The sequence below is a fragment of the Polynucleobacter sp. AP-Reno-20A-A9 genome (assembly GCF_018882085.1).
Classification (GTDB): Bacteria; Pseudomonadota; Gammaproteobacteria; order Burkholderiales; family Burkholderiaceae; genus Polynucleobacter.
Window position 1 is genome coordinate 23,425 of the sequence record NZ_JACVPB010000006.1, and the last position, 24,500, is coordinate 47,924.

A 24,500-nucleotide genomic window follows, 5' to 3' on the forward strand; every position below is an offset into this window, starting at 1 on the left:
AGGAGAAAGCAATGATTATTGGTGTACCTCAAGAGGTTAAAAATAATGAGTTCCGGGTGGGATTAACCCCGGGTAATGTCAGCGGACTTTGTAAGCAGGGACACTCTGTTTTGATTCAGCGAGGAGCTGGTGAGCAAATCGGCTTAACGGATGAGTCTTATCGACTTGCTGGAGCTAGCCTAGTTGATAGTGCAGCAGAAGTATTTCACAGGGCGGAGATGATTGTGAAAGTCAAAGAACCTCAGGCGCAAGAATGCGCCATGTTGCGCGAGGATCAAATTCTGTTTACTTATTTGCACTTAGCCCCAGATCCGAGGCAGACAAAAGCTTTACTGCAATCGGGTGCCACCTGCATTGCCTATGAAACCGTTACCGCCATGAATGGCGCTCTACCGCTATTGGCGCCTATGAGTGAAGTGGCGGGCCGGATGTCTATTCAGGCAGCTGCATCGCATTTAGAAAAGACTAATGGCGGCTTAGGCGTTCTGATGGCTGGCGTACCCGGTGTCTCACCGGCCAAGATTGTCATTTTGGGTGGTGGCGTCGTGGGCCGTAACGCTTTGCAAATGGCAGTCGGCATGGGGGCTGATGTTTGTATCTTTGATCGTGATATTGATCGCTTACGCCAAATCGATCTGTTTTACGGAAATCGAGTGAGAACTTTTTATTCTGACAGCCTACTAATTGAACAAGAATTATGTGAGGCTGATGTTGTGATTGGAGCGGTTTTACTGCCAGGCGCAGCGGCCCCCAAGTTAGTAACACGTGACATGATTAAAACAATGAAGCCAGGTTCAGTTGTAGTGGATGTTGCCATTGATCAAGGTGGCTGTTTTGAAACATCTAAGCCGACTACACATGCGGATCCAACCTTCTTGGTGGATGGTGTACTGCATTATTGCGTGGCCAATATGCCCGGAGCAGTTGCAAGAACATCAACCTTTGCCTTAACGAACGCTACTTATCCATTTGTTGAGGCTTTGGCTAACCGCGGAGTGATGAAGGCACTCTCAATTGATCATCACTTGCGCAATGGTTTGAGCGTGCACAAAGGGATGCTGACATCAAAGCCTGTTGCCATGGCTCAAGGCTTGGACTTTGCATTGGCTGAGGAGCTTTTAGTGGCGTAGCAATATATTTCCAAAATGAGTGGGTCTGGTGAGTGCTAGGATTTAAACTATTCCTGATATGCAAAACTTACTGGACCTACATCATTTATGGATTTTTCAGCCTTAACCCTCTCTGCTGGGGTAGTTGCTTTAGCGGAGATGGGAGATAAAACCCAATTACTCTCATTGATGCTAGCGGCTCGCTATCCCAAGCAGGCGTTAGCGATCATTGCAGGCATCTTTATTGCCACGATTGCAAATCATGCTTGCGCCGCCTTATTAGGTCATTGGCTAACCACCTTGGTATCACCTGATGTCATGCGTTGGATTTTGGGTTTGAGCTTTTTAGGAATCGGCTTATGGTTGCTGGTGCCGGATCATATTGATGATGCAGCTGGATCCAAGGTGGCTGATAGAGCTCTCCAAGTATTTTTGCTAACGGTAGGCCTCTTCTTCTTGGCGGAGATGGGTGATAAGACGCAAATTGCGACCATTGCCTTAGGTGCCCGCTATGAGGATGTGGTCTCAGTGACGATTGGCACCACATTGGGGATGATGCTGGCCAATGCGCCAGCTGTCTGGATTGGTCAGAAATTCACGAAGCGTATGCCCATTAAGTGGGTTCATGCAGTGGCGGCAGTTACTTTTATTGCTATTGGCTTGGCCACCCTAATATGGGCCTGAGATAACGAGACAACCAGTCTGCCGGCCTAGACTTAAAATAGGCTCATGAAAACCGATCTCCCCCAGAGCTTTCGTAGGCTCGAATACCTCCCGCCCGCATACACCTTCGACCAGGTTGAGCTAGACATTGCTCTGGATCCGGCGCGAACCATTGTGAAAAGTCGCGTTGAGGTTTTGCCAGGCAAAAGTTTTAAGCCAGGAGCCCCCTTAGTTTTGGTCGGGCAAGAGCTCGAGTTCGTCAGTTTGCGCATCAATGGTGAAGCGCATCGTCATTTTGAACTAACGTCAGAAACGCTGGCGATTCATTCAATACCAAATGAAGGTAAAGAAAAGTTTGTTGTAGAGATAATTTGCGTTTGTGTTCCAGAAAAAAATACTACTCTCATGGGCTTGTATGTTTCTAATGGAAACTTCTTTACTCAATGTGAAGCAGAGGGTTTCAGAAAAATTACTTACTTCTTAGATCGCCCTGATGTGATGGCGCGCTATCGCGTGACATTGCGTGCGCGGGAAGCCGAGTGCCCAGTACTGCTATCCAATGGTAACTTACTGACTACAGAAAAACTACCTAATGGTTGGCATAGTGCTACTTGGGAAGATCCGTTTCCAAAGCCGTCCTATTTGTTTGCCTTAGTTGCTGGTAAGTTGGACTGCATTGAAGAAACCATCACCACAAGTAGTGGCGCTAAGAAGCTGCTTCAGATTTGGGTTGAGCCGCATGACCTCAAAAAGACGCGACATGCTATGGACTCCCTAATTGCCTCTATTCATTGGGATGAAAAGCGTTTTGGATTGGAGTTAGATCTAGAGCGCTTCATGATTGTGGCCGTAAGCGATTTCAATATGGGTGCAATGGAGAACAAAGGATTGAATATTTTCAATACTAAGTTTGTTCTTGCTCAGCCAGAAACAGCTACCGATGCTGACTTCGCCAATATTGAGAGTGTGGTTGCTCATGAGTACTTTCATAATTGGACTGGTAACCGTGTGACTTGTCAGGATTGGTTTCAGTTGTCCCTTAAAGAGGGCCTGACTGTATTTAGAGATCAAGAGTTTTCTGCCGATCAAATGGGTAGCGAATCCGGTAGGGCAGTCAAGCGTATTGAAGACGTCAGATTATTGCGTCAACTTCAGTTCCCTGAAGATGCGGGTCCGATGGCGCATCCGATTCGTCCTGATGAGTACCAAGAGATCAACAACTTCTATACCGTCACAGTCTATGAGAAGGGCTCTGAAGTCGTGAGAATGTATCAAACCCTCTTAGGTAAAGAAGGTTTCCGTAAGGGCATGGATTTATATTTCAAGCGTCATGATGGTCAGGCGGTAACTTGTGATGATTTCTTGGCAGCGATGGCTGACGCTAATGGTAAAGATCTGACCCAGTTCAAGAATTGGTATAGCCAAGCAGGTACTCCGAGGGTTAAGGTGCAAGAGCATTATGACTCTGCAAAGAAACAGTACCAGCTGACGTTGAATCAAAGTTGTACGCCTAGCCCAGGCCAACCAGAGAAGAAGCCTTTTCACATTCCATTGAAGATGCGCTTAATTACAAAAGCCAATGATCAAGCTGAACAGTTATTGGAGTTGATGCAAGAGAGCCAAACCTGGACTTTTGACAATATTCAAGAGCGCCCAGTTCTCTCGATTAATCGCAACTTCTCGGCACCAATCAATTTGGATTTTGAGCAGTCTGAGGCAGATCTTCTAACTTTGTTCTCAAGCGATGATGATGCATTTAACCGCTGGGAAGCTGGCCAGAAGTTGGCGATGCAAATGATTTTGCATAATCGTTTGCCTGATGAGCGGCTGATTGATGCGTACCGCAATATCCTGCTAGACCCTAATTTGGATCCAGCCTTTAAGGATCTGGCTTTAACACTGCCTGCAGAGTCTTATTTGTATGAGCAATGCAAGAGCGTTGATCCCCAGAAGATATTTGCTGCGCGACGCGCTTTCCGTAGGGAGATAGCCAAGCAGTTGCAACTTGAGTGGGCCGCCTTGTATCAGCAGATGCAAACACCTGGACCATTTAAGTCTGATGGGGTAGATGCTGGTAAGCGTGCCCTGAAAAATCTAGCATTGAGCATGCTGCTTGAGGCGGCACCAGCAGTGTGGGGCCCAATGGCCGCTAATCAGTATCAAATTGCTGACAATATGACTGACCGTTATGCAGCCCTATCAGCATTAGTGGTGCACGGCGCAAAACAAGCTAAAGATTGCTTAATTGATTTTTACAATCGATTTGCTAACGATGCCTTGGTCATTGATAAGTGGTTTGGATTGCAATCTAGTCGTCCGCCAGTAGAAGGTCTAGACTCCACGCTTGCTGAAGTGAAGAGGCTCCGTGAGCATCCTGCATTTAAGTTAAATAATCCAAACCGAGTTCGCAGCGTGATTCATTCATTCTGTGCCAACAACCCAGCAAGCTTTCATCAGGCGGATGGTAGTGGCTATGAGTTTTGGGCGGACAGCGTATTAGCCTTGGATCCTATCAATCCTCAAGTGGCCGCTCGCCTCGCAAGGGCGCTAGATCGCTGGCGTTTATTTGCCCAACCCTATCAAGAACACATGAAAGCGGCTCTGGAGCGGGTTTCAGCATGCCCAACACTCTCTCCGGATGTGAGGGAAGTGATTGGAAAAGCGCTGGGTAATTAAATTTAACGTGGGATATCTTTCATTTCAGGAGTCATCCCGCCTAGTGCCACCAGTTTTTTAGTGGCCTGCAATCGAACAAGGGTTGTAATTGCCTCATTAATCAGGTCGCCAGGGCTAAGCTGTGGATCGAAATACTTCATGGCATCCAGGATCAATTCGTCATCAACATTGACTATCATTGCTAAAACCCCTGTTTTAAAGTGCGTAATTTCGTATCGATAAGCCATAAATTATGATGGCACTTAAGAACAAGGCAAAATAGACCTTAATTTCAATAGAGCTTTGGAGTAATACCTTTGTCCTCAAGTACCCATATCAATTTCAAGCAATATTTGACCTCCGCAAAGCCGGCTGGCGCTGCTATCCCGAGTGGATTGCAAGATTTGCTGACCGCGGTTGCTAATACCTGCTCAACCTTAAGTCATGAAGTAGCGCAGGGCGCTTTGATTGGCTTGTTGGGTTCCGCGGGCACTGGCAACGTACAGGGTGAAGTTCAGCAAAAGCTCGACATCATTGCCAATGATTTATTAATTGATGGTGTTAAAGGTTGTAAATCTCTCGCAGGCTTGGCTTCAGAAGAAATGGAGCTGCCAGTTCCGGTCCAGGATACAGGCGATTACTTGCTGTTATTCGATCCACTCGATGGCTCATCCAATATTGATGTGAACGTTTCAATTGGAACCATTTTTTCAGTGCTCAAGAAGCAAGACCCAAATGCACCTTTACAGACATCTGACTTTTTGTTGTCAGGACGTCATCAAGTTGCTGCAGGTTATGTGGTGTATGGCCCCCAAACCACGATGGCCTTGACCTTGGGTGATGGGGTGGTGATGTTTACCTTGAATAAGGTGACTGGTGAATTCTTGTTGATTAAAGACTCGGTAACGATTTCTCATTCCACCAAAGAGTTTGCAATCAATATGTCCAACATGCGCCATTGGGCTGACCCAGTCCGTCGTTATGTTGAGGAGTGCTTGGCTGGCGTCAGTGGCGCGCGTGACAAGGATTTCAATATGCGTTGGATTGCTTCGATGGTGGCGGATGTGCACCGTGTTTTATCTCGTGGCGGGGTGTTTATGTACCCATGGGATCAACGTGAGCCACACAAGCCAGGCAAGTTACGCCTGATGTACGAGGCTAATCCAATGAGTTTTCTGGTAGAGCAGGCGGGTGGAGCATCCACCAATGGCACGGATCTCATTATGGATTTGCAGCCAACAGACTTGCATGAGCGTGTTTCTGTGATGCTGGGCTCTAAAGAAGAGATTGATCGCATTGTGCACTATCACTCATAAGCGCATTAGTGCTTCAGAAATAAAAAACCCAATCGCACGATTGGGTTTTTTAATGTCAAAAAATACTGATTAAGGTCTGACCTGTTGTTTGAGGTAAGCAAGAGATTCTTCCACTTGGTCAATCAGAATCAGGCAGATATCGCCAGCGGCAAGATCGTTTAGGGCCGTATCAATGGCCTTAAATTCACCATGAATCTCTTTGACCTGTTTAGCCTTAGTGGCGCCAACCAAGCCTTCTTGCAAGAGTTTTAATACCTCGCCATCTTCACGGCCACGTTGACAGGCGTCTTGATAAAGAATGACGTTGTCAAATGAGTTGCCCAAGATGCGGGTTAGATCGCGGATATCTTCGTCACGACGATCACCTGCACCGCTAATAACAACGTGACTCTTTTTAGGTTTCATGGCTTCAACCGCGCTAGTAAGGGCGCGCATAGCATCAGGGTTATGGCCATAGTCAGCAATGACAGTGGCGCCATTGTGTTGAAATTGATTAAAACGCCCTGGCACTGAATTAGGATCACTCTCAAAGCTATGCAGACCGCGAGCAATCTTCTCAGCATCGAGACCAAGAGCCCAGGCTGCGCCAATAGCGGCCATCGTATTTTCAATTTGGAAGCCTAATACACCATTTTGTGTCAGCGGAATTTCACTGATAGGGAAGCGGTACATTACACGCGATCCCTTGGAGGCGACAATATAAGCGCCATCAAAATAAATTACTTTTTTATTCTTAGCGCGATGAGCGGCAATCACTGGATGGTGTTGGTTTTGGGCAAAGAAGATCACTCGGCCAGAACACTTATCACCCATTTTTACAACCATAGGATCTGCAGCATTTAGGACGGCAGCGCCTGTGGGCGCCACGTTTTGCACAATCACGCGCTTGAGAATGGCCAAATCTTCAACACTGGCAATGTAATTGAGGCCTAGGTGATCACCTTCTCCAATATTGGTTACAACCGCAACTTCGCAGCGATCAAAGCCAAGACCCTCGCGGAGCATTCCACCCCGAGCAGTTTCAAGTACAGCCGCATCAACATCTGGATGCATTAGGACATTACGGGCACTCTTGGGTCCGCTGCAATCACCGGTATCGATGAGTCGATGATTAATATAAACGCCATCGGTACCGGTCATACCAACCCGAAGGCCAGTTTCATTTAACAAATGGGCAATGAGGCGCACTGTAGTAGTTTTGCCGTTCGTGCCGGTAACCGCCACCACTGGTATACGTCCATCTTCACCGAGGGGGAACATCATATTGATGATGTCTTCTCCAACAGGGCGTCCTTTGCCATACGAAGGCTTTAGATGCATACGTAATCCAGGTGCAGCATTGACTTCAACGATGCCACCGCCTTGTTGCTCTAATGGCTTGTAGATGTTTTCACAGAGGATGTCTACACCAGCAATGTCAAGACCGATCATCTGAGCGGCCGCTACAGCACTTGCTGCCACGTCTGGATGAACGTCGTCAGTAACGTCAGTGGCAGTGCCACCAGTGCTGAGATTGGCGTTGTTACGGAGTAAAACACGCTCACCAGTCTTGGGTACATATTGTGGGGTTAGGCCAGAGCTCGCTAGGTGGGCCATGGCAATGTCATCAAAGCGAATTTTGGTTAGTGCTGTTGCATGGCCGTCGCCACGCAATGGGTTTTTATTTTCGATTTCAACGAGTTCGGCTACGGAGTGGCTACCATCACCTACGACTTGTGCTGGCTCGCGACGAGCGGCGGCTGAAAGACGATTGCCAACAACGAGCAAGCGATAGTCTGCTCCTGGAAGGTAGCGCTCAACAATCGTTTCACGACCAAAGGCCTGGGTCACAACAAAACCAGCGCGTACCTCTTCTTCGGTTTGAATATTGGCCACAACACCTTTGCCTTGATTGCCATCTTTCGGCTTTAAAACAACCGGGCCACCAATTTTTTGAGCAGCACGCCAAGCGTCATCAGCAGTGGTAACTACTTCACCAATGGGTACGGATACGCCAGCAGCAGCAAGTAAGTTCTTGGTGAGCTCTTTATCTTGTGCAATGGCTTCGGCAATTGCACTGGTATCGCTAGTCTCTGCAGCTTGGATGCGCTTTTGTTTGCTACCCCAGCCAAACTGCACCATGCTACCTTCGGTCATCCGGCGGTAGGGGATATTGCGTTGTACTGCGGCATCCACGATGGAGCCAGTACTTGGTCCAAGACGAACGTCCTCGTACAGGGCCTCTAATTCGGAGAGGGCGGCAGCAAGATCAAATGGAGCATCATTGAGCGTTGCCTGAATTAATGCAAAAGCAAAGTCAAAAGCCATACGACCGACTACTTCTTCGGTGTATTCCACCACAACCTGATAAACGCCAACATCAACGGTTTGCACTGTGCGACTAAATGTTACGGGACAGCCTGCTTGTGCTTGTAGGCCAAGCGCTGCATGCTCAAGGGCATGAGCCAAAGAGAGTGCCTCATTGTGGCCGCCGCGACGCATGCTGCCCAATTGGGGAAAGCGCTCACGAATCTTGGTTTCAAATTGAGGGATAGAGTCGATTGAGCGTTCAGACTCATCACAAGAAACAATCGCTTCTAAAGCGGTGTGGCGGCTCCATAAATTTGGGCCGCGCAACATACGAATACGGGTGATTTCCAATTAAGCCCCTGTAGCAGTAGTGGCGTCAGGTACGAATGTTTCTGCACCTGCTTCGATAACGTTGAATGGAATTTCAAGAGCCCAGGCTGCTGCTATTGCCGCACCTAAATTCATTGTCTTCCAAGGAGAGGAGTTGTTGGCTTCTGAGTGGTGCGGTACTGGAATAGATTTCTGATCTAGCTTTCCAGATTTCAAGGTAATTTGCTGTTTGCCAGCGACAACCGCACGACCACCGTTCGCTAAGTGGGATTTGACAATCTCAGAGTCCGAATTCTCAGTAAAGAAAATCACTTGACCATCACATAGCTCGGCCATTTGCACGCACATTGGGTCATCAGCATTGAGTACAGCAACACCTGTTGGAAGAACGACATCTACCTGGGTGCGCACAACACTAAAGACTTGATCTTCGTCGTAAATTGCGTACTGCGGGAAGTTAGCTGTTGGATTGACATTGAGAACTACGCCAACTTGGCAACGATCGTAGGCTAAGCCTTCAATCAACATTGATAAGTGATTATTCTCAATGACTACCGCTTCTACTGCGCGATTCAGAAGGGTGCGTCGGGCATTTTCCCAATTCGATGCATTGGAATTTGGAATAGCGCGGTTACCGAAGAACAAGCCTTTACTACAAGACAGACCCACATAAACATTCGTTAAGCGCAAGAAATGAGCAATCATTTCGGCGACAGGGGTTTTGCCTCGCTCACCGCAGACACCAACGACTGGAATGCGGAAATCAACCCCGGGTGGGAAGAGGTGATCCGCAATCTCTTTACCAACAGGCTGCGGTTTGCCGCTGGCGGGCTTAAGATGCATTAGTAGGCCAGGACCTGCATTCACCTCAACAATGGCAGCATTTTGATCTGCCAGTGGTTTGCTAATGTCCTGTGCCACTAAATCAACCCCGGCAATTTCTAGTCCAACAACACGAGCAGCTAAGGCTACTTGGCTTGCAACGTCAGGATGAATTAAATCAGTGACATCAAATGCAACGTTGCCGTTACTTTGAATGAGTACTTTGTGATCTAGTGCGGGAACGCTGTCGCCCATTAATTGTTGACGCGCCAGTTCCAGCTCTACTGCAGAATCAATGCGCACAGGATTCAGAGGGTGCTCTTCTGCGGTACCGCGACGTGGATCAGAATTAATCTGTATTTGAATGAGTTCATGAACAGTATGCTTGCCGTCACCAGTGACCCATACAGTCTCACCTTTTGCAGCAGCAACAACTTTATTGCCCACCACTAGCAAGCGATGTTCATCACCAACAATGTGACGCTCAACTAAAACTTCACTGCCTTCATCAATTGCAACGGCGTAAGCGGCTTCAATTTCTTGCTGGGTATAAAGGTTAATAAACACACCACGACCATGATTGCCATCGATAGGCTTTACAACTACTGGTAAGCCAATGTCTTGTGCCGCTTCCCAGGCATCATCAGGGCTGGTAACTGTTCTGCCTTCTGGTGTTGGCACTCCGGCACTGCGCAGTAGGCTCTTGGTGAGATCTTTATCGCGAGAAATGGTTTCAGCAATTGCGCTCGTTTGATCAGTCTCAGCCGTCCAGATGCGGCGTTGTTTAGCGCCATAGCCTAGTTGAACCAGGTTGCCTTCAGACAAACGAATCGATGGAATGCCGCGCTCTTCTGCTGCATTCACAATGCATGCGGTACTTGGTCCGAGCAAGAGGTCATCACTGAGTTCGCGGAGATTTTCAATAATGGTTTGTACTTCTGCAGCGCAATCTTTATTGTCTTGCGCTAAGGCAAGATATAAGTCGCGAGCATATTTAAGGGCAGTGAGTGTTACCTCTTCGTTGATCGCGCTAACCATGACTTTGTATACACCGCGTCTATCGCCGTCGCGGGCCTTGCCAAAGCCGCCAGGGATGCCGGCTAAGTTTTGCAGCTCCAAGGTCAGATGCTCCAAGATATGAGCGGGCCATGTGCCTTCTTCAACGCGCTTTAAAAATCCGCCAGTTTCACCATAGCTGCAGCGGTGCTCAACAAGACTTGGGAGGGCTTTTACTAAGCGGTCATAAAAGCCAGGAATCAGGTTAGAGGGGTAGTCCTCTAAATCACCAATATCCAGCCATACCTCTATAACGGGATGGTAAGTCCACATATTGGGTCCACGGAGATGCTTAACGCTCAGAATCTCGATGGATTTATCTAGTAATTGGGGCATATGCAGTGTTGCGATGGTCGGCGCCAGGTTTTGGCGTTAACGCGTCAGACAGTCTCTCTGTTTCTAATAGTTATTGAAAAACTCACAAATTCAGCAAAAATACATAAAAGGGGCTACTTAGAGAATTTAACGGCTTTTGACCCTCTAAAGTTGACAGGAGCAATAAATCTAAAAAATTCAGCTCCACTATACTTTTAAGGTCAATGAAGCCACAAATCCTACCTTTTGCCCCTGTGCTACCGAACTATTGGTTGGAAGTCTTGGGGGCTGAAAACTCCCCTGTAAAGAGCCCCGAAGCCCTACTGGCTTGGATTGAGCTCGATTTAGGCGTCGATTTACGCTTTGAAAAAAGCCTGCTTTTGCTCAGCGAACAAGGTCTATTTTGGACCGATGGCAAAGCTTTTGAGTCTTGGAAGCTAGAGGCCAACACCCATTTAATCCATGGTGATCACGCTGGAGTGGGGCATTTGCGCCTGGAAACCCCCGATAAGTTGTTGAGATCTTGGAATTTCACCTTAGCGGTAAACCCACAAGTACTTCGCTTGCAATCCAGCTTTAAGCAATTAAATCGTGGCGAGGAAGTTAGCAATGGTGAGGTTAGCGAATACGACAAGCAGGTCTGTGCAGTTTGTTTGAGTCCAAAACCAGCAAATTCAGATTCTTGTCCGACTTGTGATCCTGAGGATGATGCGCCGCCGTCTACTTGGACGCTATTCAAGCTTTGGCGTTTTGCACGCCCTTACAAAAAACAATTGTTACTTGGTTTTGTATTGACTCTTTTATCCACGGGTGCAACTTTAATTCCGCCGTATCTCACCATGCCATTAATGGATCATGTATTGATTCCATACGAGCGGGGCAATCCTATTGATTTCCATTTAGCCAGCATGTATCTCTTGGCTTTATTTGGTGCTGCAATTGTTGCGTGGGGCCTGGGTTGGTGGAAAACCTATCTACTTGCACTGGTGAGTGAGCGTATTGGCGCTGACTTACGCAATACTACCTTTGAGCATCTACTTAAACTTTCATTGGAATATTTTGGCGGCAAGAGAACGGGTGACTTGATTGCTCGAATTGGTGCAGAGACTGATCGAATCTGCGTCTTCCTCTCCCTTTACGCGCTAGATTTTGCGACCGATGTGCTGATGATCACGATGACTGCGGCCATCCTGGTATCCATTGATCCTTTGCTGGCTCTGGTGACCTTAGCGCCATTGCCATTTATTGTTTGGATGATTCATGTAGTGCGCGATCGTTTGCGCTTTGGTTTTGAAAAGATTGATCGTATTTGGTCGGAAGTGACCAATATTTTGGCGGACACTATTCCGGGTATTCGAGTTGTGAAGGCATTTGCACAAGAAGACCGTGAGCTCAAGCGCTTCGTTGATTCGAATAAACACAATTTACAAATTAATGATCGCGTGAATCGCGTGTGGGGATTATTTTCTCCTACGGTAACTTTGCTTACTGAAACCGGTTTATTAGTGGTGTGGGGTTTTGGTATTTGGCAAGTTGCGCACCAGAAAATTTCTGTTGGCGTCTTGATTGCCTTCTTGGCGTACATCGGGCGCTTCTATATTCGCTTAGATTCTATGAGTCGGATTGTTTCTCATACGCAGAAAGCAGCGGCTGGCGCTAAACGTATTTTTGATATCTTGGACCATGTGTCTAGTGTCCCTGAGCCAATTAATCCACCCCCTTTGACCGAAGTTAAGGGGCGCATCTCCCTTCGTGGCGTGGGTTTCCGTTATGGAAACCGTGCCGTATCTAAAGGCATAGACTTAGATATAGCCCCCGGAGAAATGATTGGCTTAGTAGGACATAGTGGCTCGGGTAAGAGTACTTTGGTGAACTTGATTTGCCGCTTCTATGACGTGAGCTCAGGATCAATTTCATTGGATGGGCGCGATATTCGAAGTATCGGGATTGCTGACTATCGCAAGCGTATTGGCTTGGTATTGCAAGAGCCGTTTTTATTCTTTGGCACGATTGCTGAAAACATTGCATACGGTAAGCCAGATGCAACACGCGAAGAAATTATTGAGGCCGCACGTGCAGCGCACGCCCATGAATTTATTCTGCGCCTTCCTCTAGGTTATGACTCCTTAGTAGGGGAGCGTGGTCAATCCCTTTCTGGTGGTGAGCGTCAACGGATTTCAATAGCACGCGCACTCCTGATTAATCCAAGTATTTTGATTCTGGATGAGGCTACTTCATCCGTTGATACCACTACTGAAAAAGAAATCCAACGTGCTTTGGATAATTTGGTTAAAGGTCGCACTACGATTGCAATCGCCCACCGCCTCTCCACTTTAAGAAAAGCTGATCGCCTGGTGGTATTGGATAAAGGTGAGATTGTAGAAATAGGCTCTCACGATCAACTGATGGAAGCTCAAGGCGCTTATTACACCTTGTATCAAGCCCAACTGCGTCATGCCGCAGAACTCGTTGAGGGCGGCGCTATTGGGGAAAGTCTGGAAGAAAAACTAGAAGAAGTCGCCAAACACGTTGGGGGTGGAGTATGAATGCGACTCATCAGCTAGAGCGTGATGCCTTAGGCCGTCTAGTCTTTATCGACAACAAAGGCGAGCGACACATTGGTGTTCATCCTGTCAGAGCCTTTCCAATTACTGCGCCTGCCGCTGGTATTGGGATCATGAATCAATCTGGAAAAGAGCTTTGCTGGTTCCCGGATGTCACTGCTATTTCTGAAGCAGAGCTTGCATTGATCGAGGAAGAATTGGCTGAACGTGAGTTCATGCCAGTCATTGAAAAGATCACTAAGGTTTCTACGTTCGCTACTCCTAGTATTTGGGATATCGAAACGGATCGTGGCCCAACTCGAATTCGCCTTAAGGCCGAAGAAGATATTCGTAGAATTGCTGGCAACACATTGCTGATTGCCGACTCCAATGGACTGCAATTTCTCATCAAAGACTCTACGCAATTAGATAAAGTCAGCAAAAAACTGCTTGATCGGTTCCGTTAAAAGGGATTTATCACGCCAATCCCAGTTCGGCAGGCGGTATCAAGGCATCCCCCCTTGCTCTCATGGGCAAAACCCCGATTTCCACCCAAATTGGGTTAATTTCCAGTAAAAACAGAGGTTTACGACTGTCTTGCCTGTGTTTTAGATCTGTTGCGCCGCAATAATATTAGGGTTATACTCTAGGTACTAACCCTTAAGGAGATTCAAATGACTGTTTTATTGAATATGATTAATCAGCTTTTTTCTGAAAGCAAAACAAGCCAAGTAAAGCCTGCTCGTCACTATGATTTCGACGGCGCATATCGCGGCATGTAATTTAAAAAAATTACAGTAACTTAAAAGCCACCTTCGGGTGGCTTTTTTGTTTCTCTTCATCGCTCTTTAGTGGTGAATTGCATCTGGTGATTTAGCCGCCTAAAGCTTATATTTCATAGGGTTAAGGCAAGGGTAATCACTAGTGAGGATTTAAAGAAAACTTGATATGTGTCAAGTATTCCAATGTATAAATGCTTAAAAATCACCTAACCCAAATTTTTGGGCGTGATAAGTATTTATATAAGTAAAAATAGGAGATTCAGGATGAGCGGCGAGAAAACTGCAGGACCTTTAGGAGGTCGTTGGTTTCAGCTACTAATTGGCATCATTTGTATGTCGATGATTGCAAACTTGCAATACGGTTGGACTTTGTTTGTAAACCCAATCGACGCTAAGTTTGGTTGGGGTCGTGCAGCGATTCAAGTTGCATTTACCATTTTCGTATTGACTGAAACTTGGTTAGTGCCAATCGAAGGTTATCTCGTTGATAAATTTGGTCCACGCCCTGTTGTTTTCTGCGGCGGTATTTTGTGTGGCCTTGGTTGGATGATGAATGCTCATGCTGATACATTAACCATGCTCTACGTAGCTGCTGCTGTTAGCGGTGTAGGTGCTGGTGCTGTTTACGGTACTTGCGTAGGTAATGCGCTCAAGTGGTTCCCAGATCGCCGTGGTTTGGCTGCCGGTATGACTGCTGCAGGCTTTGGTGCTGGTTCAGCTTTGACAGTGATTCCAATCGCTAACATGATTGCTAATCAAGGTTATCAAGATGCGTTCTGGTACTTTGGTATCTGGCAAGGCATTATCGTTGTTGTTCTGAGCTTGTTGCTTTCTAAGCCGATCAAAGGTGTTATCACTACTGTTAAAGCTGCTGTTGCTCAGACTCGTAAAGATTTCCGCCCAATGGAAATGATCAAGCAGCCTGTGTTCTGGATCATGTATCTCATGTTCGTCATGGTTGCTGCAGGTGGCTTAATGGCTACTGCACAATTAGGCCCAATTGCTAAAGACTTCCAAATTGCTGGCGTAACAGTGAGCTTGATGGGCTTGGCATTACCTGCTTTGACCTTTGCTTTGACTGTTGATCGTGTATTGAACGGTTTGACCCGTCCTTTCTTTGGTTGGGTATCAGATAAGATTGGCCGCGAACAAACAATGACCTTGTGCTTCTCATTTGAGTGCTTAGGTATTCTTGGTTTGTACTACCTCGGTCGTGATCCAGTGATGTTTGTTCTGTTAACTGGCTTGGTGTTCTTTGCTTGGGGTGAGATCTATAGCTTGTTCCCATCAACTAACGCTGATACTTTTGGCTCAACCTATGCTGCTGGTAACGCAGGTCTTCTCTACACAGCAAAAGGAACTGCTTCATTGTTAGTGCCTTTGTCTAGCGTATTGGTGGCTACTACTGGTGGCTGGGAAGTGGTGTTCTGGGTTGCGAGTTTCCTAAATGGAACTGCTGCGATCTTGGCTTGGTTTGTCTTGCGTCCAATGCGTCGCAAACTCATCGAGCGTTCTGCTTCTATGTAATTCAGGTCAAAAGCCTAAGAAAAGGGGTCTTCGGACCCCTTTTTGTTTGCCTAAAATAAAGTAAAGCCAGTCAGCATCGGCTGGAGATGGAATTCAGATAAAATCCATCCATCATGAACTCCTCCAAAAACCGCTTCGTTCACTGGATTGCTGCCTTAGCGATCGCAATGAGCGCGCTTGCGCCAGCCGCATCTCAAGCAGTTTCAATGGCTAAGCATGGCGAAGGTTTTGCAATGGAGATTTGTTCTGTTGATGGCAGCAAGATGCAAATCGATATTCAGGGTGATGGGCAAGACGTTGCCAATCAAATGCAGCCTTGTCCTTATTGCGTAGCCCAAAGTGTGATTACTCCGGCTTTTAATACCAATCTCAGTTTTAAGGCGCCGCAGACTTTAGCTCTGCTTCCGCAGCTTTTCTATCAATCACCCAAACCACTCGCCGTTTGGGTAACTCCACCTTCAGCAGCACCTCCAGTACAAGCCTAAAACTTTTTAGGGCATAGCTTAGCTATGTAGTTGGCAATAAGTTTATATCAAGATTGCCTTTGTAATGTGTGGAGAATTCAATGTTGTTGCAGCAAAAGAAAATCAGCTTATGCATAGGGGTACTTTTTGGTTCGGCTTGCTTGAGTGCTCAAGCCCAAATTGCACCGCCACCGGACTATGATCAAAAGTTAAAAAGCGTTAGTGTAACGGCAACTCGTTCAGGCACGCCTCTAGATGAGATCCCCTTAAATACAACAGTTCTGACTAAAGAGGCTTTGGAAGTAGCTCCCGATCAAACAATCGATCAAATTTTAAAGAATGTCCCCGGTGTTATTTTGAATGACACGCCTTATTACCAAAAGGACCCAACAGGGCAGAGTATTAATGTCCGCGGCCTAGGCAATGCGAGAACCTTGGTATTGATTGATGGCGTTCCAGCGAATGATGCTTTTTATGGCACGGTACAGTGGAACTTGGTGCCAATGTCATCGATCGATTCGGTTGAGTTTATCCGCGGTGGTGTTTCTAGCTTGTGGGGTAACTATGGCATGGGTGGCGTGATTAATATCAAGACTAAGACGCCGGTGAATAGTCAGCAAGAAGCATCGGCGAGTTATGGGGCATTTGGTACCGGTAACGTAGCCGCTTCCAAGGATTTGATTGCCTCTGAAAATCTCCAACTACGATTTTCAGCAGATTATTTCAATACCGATGGCTATCAAAATATCGCGACGATTTCACCGGCCTCACCAACCAGCATTAAGAATGGGCAGGGTGATGCTGCCTCACATAACTCCAACGTCAGAATGCAGGGCTATTTCAAAGCTACTCAAGACACTCATGGCTTCTTCCGCGTGGGTTATCACACAATGTCTGATCTTTCCTCAGGCTATGCCTTTGCAACCAACATCATGCAAGAGACAGATTTAGCGGGCGGCACAACAACTCGTCTGGACGAAAAGTCAAAAGTGGATGTCAATTTCTTCTACGAGAACACCGGTTTTAATAAGCAAAATGGTTCAACCTCAACCACTAAGTCAAATAATATTCCAGCCAATACGCCTTATATCAATGCGAACTATAAAGATCCTTACAGTACGGTTGGGGCTTCCGCCCAATACATCCAAGAGGTGACAGGTTTAATTGATCAGTATGTTGTCGGGGTGGATGCGCGGAATATTACCGGCTCAAATCAAACGAATAACTTGAATAACAATGGCACTTCAGCAGCAGTGAATTACGCCCAAGGACAGCAATCTTTTTACGGGCTCATGGGTCAGCTGAAGTCTAAGGCGGAATCCGTTCCGCTAGAGACAACCTTGGCTGCCCGTGTCGATCAGTGGAATAGTCAAACACCGACCAGTTATAACGCGGGTCCTAATGGCGCTAATCCCGCCTATCAAAATATTCCCAACCAAAGCAAGACTCAAGTGAGTCCGACGCTGGGCTTGTTATATAAGATGAATAAAGACTGGGATTTACGATCAGCTGCTTACCAAGCTTTTCATGCCCCAGGCATGAACAACACTCTGCGCTCATACGGCTCCTCAACAGGCTATAGCTTTGCTAACCCCAACTTAACCCCCGAGACCATGACGGGTTACGAGGTCGGTACAGACTATCGCTGGAAGGGTGGCTTTGCCCAGCTCACTGCATTTAATAACTACATTCAGAATGCCGTAGCGAGTTACAACCTTTCTTCTAAGAGCGCCACAGACGTAGCGTTAGCTAAAAGCTTGTGTGGCGCCACTGGCAATCCACTCGCTGGTACGGGTAATATCGGAATTTGTAATTCCACGAGCGTTAGTTATTACACCAATAACCAAAACCTTTTAAGTCAGGGTATTGAATTTCAGTTCCATCATGATATTAATTCGCAGTGGGCTGCAGATGCAAACTATGCATTTACGAGCACTAAGTTAACAATGAGTGCTACTAGCGATCCCATTAACAAGCAAGTTGGCGGCGTTCCTCAGAACATATTGGGTGGCGGTTTAACGTATTACCCTGTTCCACAGGCCAGCTTCACTACGACTGTTCGTTACATAGGCAGTTCTTGGATGAACACTGCCAATACTTTACCGGTGGCAGCTTATGCAGTAGTAGGATTGCGCGCTAACTACGAGATGACAAAAAACACCACTGTGTATGCTTCAGCGGTGAACTTGTTTAATCGCCAGTACATTACCTTTGGTACCGGCAGTAATAATTCCAGCTACGTCATGGGCATGCCGCAAGCCATTTCTGTAGGTGCACGTATCATCTTCTAATCATGAATCCAATCCCGCACTCTTTTAATCGGTTCTTATTGCTTAGCGCGCTTCTCTTGGAGTTGCTTGGTGGCGCCGCACAAGCCCAAATGCAAATGGATCACTCGTCCTCTATGGCTAGCCCAAAGCCTAGTAATGTCTGCCAAAGTGCCGGCCTAGAGTGCGCCAATGCTGCAACTCCATTCTTTACCCAAGATGGAAAGCTGCTGTTGTCATGGACAGCCAATGGTATGGTGTCCGTTGCACAGTCATCTGATGCGGGAAAGACATTTTCACCAGCAGTCAAAGTTGCTGAGCACGGGAAGTCATTAGATGCTGGCGCGGATGCACGTCCGCAAATCGTGGCCGACCAGAAGGGAAATATCTTTTTGGCTTATGCATTTTTTAAAGACACCAATTGGAACGCACAAATCAATACCGCTAGATCAACCGATGGGGCAAAGACGTTTACTAGCCCAGAGTCCCTGGTAAATGACAGCTCTAGTCAGCGCTTCCCATCGGTGTTGATCAGGTCGGATGGCGATATTTTTATCTCATGGATAGATAAGCGTTTAGTTTCTGCGGTAAAGCAGGGTGGTCAGAAACGTCTTGGTGGTTCCGTTGCCTACTCTTTCTCTCAAGATGGTGGCAAAAACTTTCAGGCAGAACGCATTGCTAATGAGAGTAGCTGCGAGTGCTGTCGGATCGGGGGCAGTCTTGATCCAAATGGAAATCCAGTGCTGGCATACAGAGCAATATTTCCTGGGGGTATTCGGGATCAGGCCAGTCAAGTGATTTCAGCTTCCGGTGCTGGACCGATTCGCAAGGTAGCCGATGACGACTGGAAGACTGATGCTTGCCCACATCATGGACCATCCATAGCAGTATCAAGTGCTGGTACATTCCATGTGGCCTGGTATACCCAGGGCAGTAAGCGCTCTGGAGTGTTTTATGCAAACTCCATCAATCAAGGCGCCACCTATTCAAAACCAAGTCGTATTGGATCTGAGGGGGCCAATGTTTCCAGACCATATCTATTTGCATCAGGCCAGCAAGTTTGGTTGGCGTGGAAAGAGTTTGATGGCGTGCAATCTACCGTATATTTAAAAGAATCTAGCGATGATGGAAAAAATTGGATGGCGCCTAAAACGATATCCAGCACATTAGGCTATAGCGATCATCCATTGTTGTTAGCTCAAGGCAGAAATGTATTTTTATCTTGGCTTACACGCAATGATGGATACCAACTAATTAATATTGGACAAAAGCAATGAGAAGATTTTTTTTAATTCTTATCCTAAGTCTATCGATGACTGGTTTAGTTTTCGCTGATACTGGCTCGCTTAAACCTTTTCAAGCTGGGGATTGGAAATCCATCATTAAGGCTGCTAATGGCGGACCTCTGGCTATCAATTTTTGGGGTGTGACTTGCCCATCTTGTGTCAAAGAGTTGCCGCAATGGGGCGGTTTCTTAAAAAGAAATCCAACTGCGAAAGTAATTTTTATTCAAGTGGATGATGTTTCAATCGAATCCATCAAAAAGATGTTGAGTAAAGCGGATCTCGGAAATGCTGATAATTATTATGTAGCAGTCCCATTTGATGAGCGCTTACGTTATGAAATTGATCCAAAATGGCATGGTGAAACACCCACCACCATAGTGATTGATAAAAATGGCAAAGTCACTAGAAAAACAGGCTTAGTTGACTTTCAGCAATTGCAAAACACTTTGATAGTAAAACCATAATTCAATGAATCGCTTTTCAATTACCGGGAGAATGTAGATATGAAGAAAAAACTTTTAGCCACAATGTGCGCTGTTGTGGGGATGTCTTTGGTAGGAGCGGCATGGGCGCAGAATGTCTCCAAAACGGTCACTACTAATGCAATCAAAATTGAAGATGCCTATACTCGCGCTACAGTTCCTGGCCAGCAAGTAGCCGGCGGCTTTATGAAGATTGAAAATAAAGGCGCCGCAGATCAACTGATCTCTGCTAGCTCACCTGTTGCAGGTGAAGTGCAGATCCATGAGATGGCAATGGAGGGCAATGTGATGAAGATGCGTCAAGTGAAAGATATTGCCGTACCAGCGGGTGGTGCTGTTGAATTAAAACCTGGCGGTCTACATTTAATGTTTTTGAATATTAAAGCCCCATTAGCAGCAGGTGAAACTATTCCTGTGAAGCTGAGGTTTGCCAAGGCAGGCGATGTTGAGGTCAAGATGCCAGTCAATGCAATGGGTGCTGGAGCTATGAAGCATTAAGCAATAAGTTAATGTATTAAAGGCAATAAAAAAGCCCCTAGTTTTACTTAGGGGCTTTTTCTTTTAAGGCGTTTACTTTGCTAACTTAGTCGCCCAAGTTCAGGTCAGTTACAGCGCCTTTACTTGCAGTACTTGCCAGACGAGCATATTTTGCTAATAGGCCGCGGGTATAGCGAGGTTTAGGTTGCACCCAAGCTGCGCGACGCTTTGCAATTTCTGCTTCATCAACGTTCAATTGAATGAGCAGCTGATGAGCATCAATAGTCACTGAGTCACCTTCGTTAATGAGGGCAATGGTGCCGCCTACATAGGCTTCAGGAGCTACGTGACCCACAACCATACCCCAGGTGCCACCAGAGAAGCGACCGTCAGTGATGAGGCCAACAGACTCACCTAAACCTTGGCCAACGAGGGCAGAGGTTGGGGCAAGCATTTCACGCATACCAGGACCGCCTTTAGGACCTTCGTAACGAATCACAACGATGTCACCATCCTTGATCTTTTGGGCCATGATGGCCGCCATTGCGTCATCTTCAGAATCAAATACACGGGCTGGACCAGTGATCGATGGGTTCTTTAGCCCAGTAATCTTCGCTACGCAACCTTCTGGTGAAATATTGCCCTTCAGAATTGCCAAGTGACCTTGTTTGTACAAAGGATTGTCTAAGGTACGAATTACTTTTTGGTCAGCGCGAGGTACTGATGGAACATCTTTCAATACTTCAGCAATAGTTTTGCCAGTAATGGTCATGCAATCACCATGGAGCAATCCACCATCGAGCAAAATCTTCATTACTTGTGGAATGCCGCCCGCTTGATGCAAATCAGTTGCAAGGTAAGTGCCCGATGGTTTCATATCAACGATCACAGGAACGCGTTTGCGAATGCGCTCAAAGTCATCGATTGTCCAGTCGATTTCAGCTGCGCTGGTAATAGCCAAGAAATGCAATACCGCGTTCGTTGAGCCACCAACTGCCATGATTACGCTAACTGCATTCTCAATCGATTTTTTAGTGATGATGTCGCGTGGGCGCAGATTATTTTTGACGGCCTCAACCAAGACGCGCGCTGATTCGGCAGCGCTCGCTACTTTTTCAGCATCAACGTTTGCCATCGTAGAAGAGTAAGGCAAGCTCATGCCTAAAGCCTCAAATGAAGAGCTCATGGTGTTCGCTGTATACATGCCACCACAAGAGCCGCTACCTGGGCAGGCATGTTGTTCAACACCTTTTAAATCTTCTTCACTCAATCGGCCGGAAGTAAATTCACCAACTGCTTCAAATGCAGAAACAATATTCAGTTCCTTGCCTTTGTAATGGCCCGGCTTAATTGTGCCGCCATAGACATAGATGCCAGGTACATTCGTGCGGGCTAAAGCCATCATGCCGCCAGGCATATTTTTATCGCAGCCACCAATGACCACTACGCCATCTTGCCAAAGGCCGTTTACGCAAACTTCAATACTGTCAGCAATCACCTCGCGTGAGACGAGGGAATATTTCATACCCTCAGTACCCATACCGATACCATCGGAAACGGTTGGCGTACCAAACACTTGTGCTTTTGCGCCAGCCGCTTCTAGTGCTTCAACAGCGGCATCAGCTAGTTTTTGTAAACCGCTGTTACATGGTGTGATGGTGGAGTGACCATTCGCAACCCCAACCATTGGCTTTACGAAATCCTTTTCTTCGTAACCCATTGCGTAATACATCGAACGATTAGGTGCGCGAGCGACCCCTTCGGTGACCATGCGCGAGCGTTCATTAAGGCGTTTCATGCTTATTACTCCAGAAAAGGTTTGTGTCGAAAGGCTCTATTGTGCCGTGAGATGGCCTAAAAGGTGTCTTAGATGGAAGAGGGGGTGTAAGCCCAATATAAATGCTGCACTGCAATACAAAATACCAATGAAATCATGGATTTAGATCTAAATACTAGCTAAATAGCTAATAGCCTAGTAAAAGATGCTGCAGTACATTAGGGTATCGATAACTATTTCCTTTGAATTCAATGACTAAAGTCGGCCATATATACCTGATTGATGATGATGAATCCATGCGCATTTCTCTTTCGAGAATGCTGAGGGAATTGGGTTATCTTGTTGAAGACTATGCATCTGCCGCAGTTTTCTTGGAAAAATCCGTACCAGTCTCGCCGGCAGTCATCCTCTTGGATATGCAGATGCCAGATATGACTGGCCTAGATTTGCAGGAAAGACTTCAAAAGCACGGCCGCAAGACGCCTATCATTTTTGTTAGCGGTCAAAGTCATCCACATCAAATCGTTCAGGGTCTCAAGAGGGGGGCGGTAGATTTCTTATTCAAGCCATTTAATCTGGAAGAGCTCTTAAAGGCAGTTGCAGACGCAATCGACTTCGATAGCCGTCAGTTGAAGAGGGTTTCTTTGGATGTTGAAGCTAAGAAAGACTACGAAAGTCTCACTCCTAGAGAGCGTGAGGTATGTGGATGGCTTATTAAGGGCCTTCTAAACAAGGATATAGCCGTAAAGCTAGGAACTACCGATGCCACCATTAAGGTCCATAAGGCTAGGGTGATGGACAAAATGCATGCGGATTCTCTTCAGATGTTGGTCAAGAAGTATTTAGAGTCTAACCTTGAGAATCATCCATTAAGCAGTTAGCTTACTGGCTAATTACCCTAGCACCTATTTGGTATTACTATCAATCTTGTTACTTTCAAATGAGATGGTTACTGCGCAGTGAATAAACCAGTCAAACTCCCCGAGATTCGCAAAGAGGCATTTACTAAGGCTAGAGAAAGTCTTGGTCTGAGCACGAAAGATCTTTCGGGAATGGCCTGTCTATCTGTTCGTCAAATTGAGCAGATTGAAAATGGTGAAAGCAGCAGTTTCTATGGTGCTCAAGTGAAGTTCACGGCAGCAAAAAAAGTAGCCGGTCTATTAAAAATCACGCCAGAAGATGCATTTGATTTTTCCGGTGTCACGCAGCCCGTTAAAGCAGTTGAAGTAGATGAGAAATTGCAGGGGAAGACAAAATCTTCTGCAGTAGAGAAAAAGACGAAGTCCGAAAAAGCAAAAGTAGAAGAGGCTAGCCCTGTAGCGGTAGTGAAAGTGTCAGAGCCAAACTCTGAGAAGGTCACTGCTAGTAAAATCTCACAAAAAGCGATCGACTACAGCGAGAAATCAAAAGCTTCGGTAGATTCAAAAAAGAAACTATTCTTACTGTTTTCAATTGGCGCAGCGCTAATTTTTTCTGTAGTGAACTTACGCCCACTATTTTTTCCTGAGCCAGTTAAAGAAGAGGTTGTCGTTATTCAAGAGGTGGCACAAGAGCCTGCCCCGGCCGATGCTTCGTTAGCTACTCCAGAGCCAACCCCGGTAACCGTTTCGACTGAATGCCCGCCCGCAGACGCTTCGGCTCTCAGTTACAAGCCGGACGCGCCTAAAAAAGCTGGCGATATGGTTTATCTGCAATCAAAGACTGCTCAAACAGTTTGCGTGGTGGATGCAAGTGGCAAGACCCAGAGTAAAACTTTGGAGCCAGGTGTTGGAGTGAGTGTCTTTGGTAAGCCACCATTGAAGGTATTAACTGGCGGCTTGAATCAGGTTGATTTGTACTACCAGGGTGCGAAAGTTCGTATTGGTAATTCGGCTGGCAAGACAATTAATTTGGAGCCGGCTGAAATCATTCAGCCTGCAGCACCATCAATATCTTTAGATTCTCAGCTGCGTTGAGAAGCTGAGAAGTTCAGCATGTTTAATGCAGTAGATTAAACCGCTGCGTTATCGGTTTCACCGGTACGAATACGAATCACTTGTTCTACTGCGGTAACGAAAATCTTACCGTCACCAATTTTGCCAGTGCGCGCAGCTTTAGTAATCGCCTCGATAGCGGCTTCAACTCGGTCATCGGAAACCACGGCTTCCACTTTTACTTTGGGCAAAAAGTCGACTACATACTCAGCACCACGATAGAGTTCAGTGTGACCTTTTTGGCGGCCAAAGCCTTTCACTTCAGTAACGGTCAGGCCTGTAACGCCGACTTCCGCCAATGACTCACGAACTTCATCGAGTTTGAATGGCTTAATGATGGATGTAATTAATTTCATTTGTTCCCCCT

Annotated in this window: 18 protein-coding genes and 1 pseudogene; 14 read left to right on the forward strand and 5 right to left on the reverse strand. The window is 46.6% G+C overall.

Translation table 11 applies throughout. The annotated features are described in order from the left end of the window. Positions 1 to 11 precede the first annotated feature (11 nt). From ald to pepN, 3 genes are all read left to right on the forward strand, one after another. Positions 12 to 1,130, forward strand: coding sequence for an alanine dehydrogenase (gene ald / locus ICN39_RS06845; RefSeq protein WP_216233313.1), 1,119 nt, complete (start codon positions 12 to 14; stop codon positions 1,128 to 1,130). A gap of 87 nt (positions 1,131 to 1,217) precedes the next feature. After that, complete coding sequence (locus ICN39_RS06850; RefSeq protein ID WP_216233314.1) at positions 1,218 to 1,793, forward strand: TMEM165/GDT1 family protein; 576 nt, start codon at positions 1,218 to 1,220, stop codon at positions 1,791 to 1,793. Between the two features lie 45 nt (positions 1,794 to 1,838). Beyond that, complete coding sequence (gene pepN, locus ICN39_RS06855; protein WP_216233315.1) at positions 1,839 to 4,448, forward strand: aminopeptidase N; 2,610 nt, start codon at positions 1,839 to 1,841, stop codon at positions 4,446 to 4,448. A gap of 2 nt (positions 4,449 to 4,450) precedes the next feature. Here the strand turns inward: pepN and ICN39_RS06860 are convergent, their stop codons facing one another. After that, a complete protein-coding gene (locus ICN39_RS06860) occupies positions 4,451 to 4,675 on the reverse strand; it encodes a type II toxin-antitoxin system VapB family antitoxin (RefSeq protein ID WP_216233316.1) in 225 nt (74 codons plus the stop codon). A gap of 69 nt (positions 4,676 to 4,744) precedes the next feature. Between ICN39_RS06860 and ICN39_RS06865 the strand changes: the two genes are divergently transcribed. After that, entirely contained in the window at positions 4,745 to 5,743 is a 999-nt protein-coding gene (locus tag ICN39_RS06865) for a class 1 fructose-bisphosphatase (RefSeq protein WP_255532352.1), read from the forward strand. A 69-nt stretch (positions 5,744 to 5,812) separates the two neighbouring features. Here ICN39_RS06865 and cphA (ICN39_RS06870) read toward each other — a convergent pair whose 3' ends face one another. Continuing rightward, entirely contained in the window at positions 5,813 to 8,383 is a 2,571-nt protein-coding gene (cphA, locus tag ICN39_RS06870) for a cyanophycin synthetase (protein WP_216233317.1), read from the reverse strand. Positions 8,384 to 8,395: 12 nt separating this feature from the next. Further along, positions 8,396 to 10,576: pseudogene (gene cphA / locus ICN39_RS06875) on the reverse strand (cyanophycin synthetase); the annotation flags it as partial. A gap of 203 nt (positions 10,577 to 10,779) precedes the next feature. Between cphA (ICN39_RS06875) and ICN39_RS06880 the strand changes: the two are divergent. The 8 genes from ICN39_RS06880 to ICN39_RS06915 all read left to right on the forward strand — a co-directional run bounded on the left by ICN39_RS06880 (position 10,780) and on the right by ICN39_RS06915 (position 20,404). Then, positions 10,780 to 13,101 carry an ABC transporter ATP-binding protein gene (locus ICN39_RS06880; protein WP_216233319.1) on the forward strand — a complete coding sequence of 774 codons (2,322 nt, stop codon included), beginning with the start codon at positions 10,780 to 10,782 and terminating at the stop codon, positions 13,099 to 13,101. After that, positions 13,098 to 13,565 (forward strand): DUF1854 domain-containing protein, encoded by a 468-nt coding sequence (locus ICN39_RS06885; RefSeq protein WP_216233320.1) that lies wholly within the window; start codon positions 13,098 to 13,100, stop codon positions 13,563 to 13,565. Before ICN39_RS06880 ends, ICN39_RS06885 begins: the two co-directional genes overlap by 4 nt. A 579-nt stretch (positions 13,566 to 14,144) precedes the next feature. Further along, positions 14,145 to 15,407: an oxalate/formate MFS antiporter gene (gene oxlT / locus ICN39_RS06890; protein WP_216233321.1), complete on the forward strand. Its 1,263-nt coding sequence runs from the start codon at positions 14,145 to 14,147 to the stop codon at positions 15,405 to 15,407. Positions 15,408 to 15,520: 113 nt separating this feature from the next. After that, positions 15,521 to 15,892, forward strand: coding sequence for a DUF2946 domain-containing protein (locus tag ICN39_RS06895; protein WP_216233322.1), 372 nt, complete (start codon positions 15,521 to 15,523; stop codon positions 15,890 to 15,892). An 80-nt stretch (positions 15,893 to 15,972) separates the two neighbouring features. Continuing rightward, positions 15,973 to 18,162, forward strand: coding sequence for a TonB-dependent receptor (locus ICN39_RS06900; protein ID WP_216233323.1), 2,190 nt, complete (start codon positions 15,973 to 15,975; stop codon positions 18,160 to 18,162). 2 nt (positions 18,163 to 18,164) lie between these two features. Continuing rightward, on the forward strand, positions 18,165 to 19,415 hold the full coding sequence (locus ICN39_RS06905) for a sialidase family protein (RefSeq protein WP_216233324.1): 1,251 nt from the start codon (positions 18,165 to 18,167) through the stop codon (positions 19,413 to 19,415). A gap of 35 nt (positions 19,416 to 19,450) precedes the next feature. Then, positions 19,451 to 19,888 (forward strand): TlpA disulfide reductase family protein, encoded by a 438-nt coding sequence (locus tag ICN39_RS06910; protein ID WP_216233325.1) that lies wholly within the window; start codon positions 19,451 to 19,453, stop codon positions 19,886 to 19,888. A gap of 39 nt (positions 19,889 to 19,927) precedes the next feature. Further along, a complete protein-coding gene (locus ICN39_RS06915) occupies positions 19,928 to 20,404 on the forward strand; it encodes a copper chaperone PCu(A)C (RefSeq protein WP_216233326.1) in 477 nt (158 codons plus the stop codon). Between the two features lie 85 nt (positions 20,405 to 20,489). Here ICN39_RS06915 and ilvD read toward each other — a convergent pair whose 3' ends face one another. Then, positions 20,490 to 22,181 (reverse strand): dihydroxy-acid dehydratase, encoded by a 1,692-nt coding sequence (gene ilvD, locus ICN39_RS06920; RefSeq protein ID WP_216233327.1) that lies wholly within the window; start codon positions 22,179 to 22,181, stop codon positions 20,490 to 20,492. Positions 22,182 to 22,411: 230 nt separating this feature from the next. On the opposite strand from ilvD, the gene ICN39_RS06925 reads away from it, so the two are divergent. Then, positions 22,412 to 23,041, forward strand: coding sequence for a response regulator transcription factor (locus ICN39_RS06925; protein WP_216233328.1), 630 nt, complete (start codon positions 22,412 to 22,414; stop codon positions 23,039 to 23,041). Positions 23,042 to 23,119: 78 nt separating this feature from the next. Further along, positions 23,120 to 24,115 carry a helix-turn-helix domain-containing protein gene (locus tag ICN39_RS06930; RefSeq protein WP_216233329.1) on the forward strand — a complete coding sequence of 332 codons (996 nt, stop codon included), beginning with the start codon at positions 23,120 to 23,122 and terminating at the stop codon, positions 24,113 to 24,115. Between the two features lie 35 nt (positions 24,116 to 24,150). Here ICN39_RS06930 and ICN39_RS06935 read toward each other — a convergent pair whose 3' ends face one another. After that, positions 24,151 to 24,489, reverse strand: a complete 339-nt coding sequence (locus tag ICN39_RS06935; RefSeq protein WP_072583818.1) for a P-II family nitrogen regulator — start codon at positions 24,487 to 24,489, stop codon at positions 24,151 to 24,153. Positions 24,490 to 24,500: the final 11 nt, after the last annotated feature.

Coding starts and splice junctions, on each gene's coding strand:
- ald (WP_216233313.1), top strand. CDS start 12: ATGATTATTGGTGTACCTCAAGAGGTTAAAAATAATGAGTTCCGGGTG.
- ICN39_RS06850 (WP_216233314.1), top strand. CDS start 1,218: ATGGATTTTTCAGCCTTAACCCTCTCTGCTGGGGTAGTTGCTTTAGCG.
- pepN (WP_216233315.1), top strand. CDS start 1,839: ATGAAAACCGATCTCCCCCAGAGCTTTCGTAGGCTCGAATACCTCCCG.
- ICN39_RS06860 (WP_216233316.1), bottom strand. CDS start 4,675: ATGGCTTATCGATACGAAATTACGCACTTTAAAACAGGGGTTTTAGCA.
- ICN39_RS06880 (WP_216233319.1), top strand. CDS start 10,780: ATGAAGCCACAAATCCTACCTTTTGCCCCTGTGCTACCGAACTATTGG.
- ICN39_RS06885 (WP_216233320.1), top strand. CDS start 13,098: ATGAATGCGACTCATCAGCTAGAGCGTGATGCCTTAGGCCGTCTAGTC.
- oxlT (WP_216233321.1), top strand. CDS start 14,145: ATGAGCGGCGAGAAAACTGCAGGACCTTTAGGAGGTCGTTGGTTTCAG.
- ICN39_RS06895 (WP_216233322.1), top strand. CDS start 15,521: ATGAACTCCTCCAAAAACCGCTTCGTTCACTGGATTGCTGCCTTAGCG.
- ICN39_RS06900 (WP_216233323.1), top strand. CDS start 15,973: ATGTTGTTGCAGCAAAAGAAAATCAGCTTATGCATAGGGGTACTTTTT.
- ICN39_RS06905 (WP_216233324.1), top strand. CDS start 18,165: ATGAATCCAATCCCGCACTCTTTTAATCGGTTCTTATTGCTTAGCGCG.
- ICN39_RS06910 (WP_216233325.1), top strand. CDS start 19,451: ATGACTGGTTTAGTTTTCGCTGATACTGGCTCGCTTAAACCTTTTCAA.
- ICN39_RS06915 (WP_216233326.1), top strand. CDS start 19,928: ATGAAGAAAAAACTTTTAGCCACAATGTGCGCTGTTGTGGGGATGTCT.
- ilvD (WP_216233327.1), bottom strand. CDS start 22,181: ATGAAACGCCTTAATGAACGCTCGCGCATGGTCACCGAAGGGGTCGCT.
- ICN39_RS06925 (WP_216233328.1), top strand. CDS start 22,412: ATGACTAAAGTCGGCCATATATACCTGATTGATGATGATGAATCCATG.
- ICN39_RS06935 (WP_072583818.1), bottom strand. CDS start 24,489: ATGAAATTAATTACATCCATCATTAAGCCATTCAAACTCGATGAAGTT.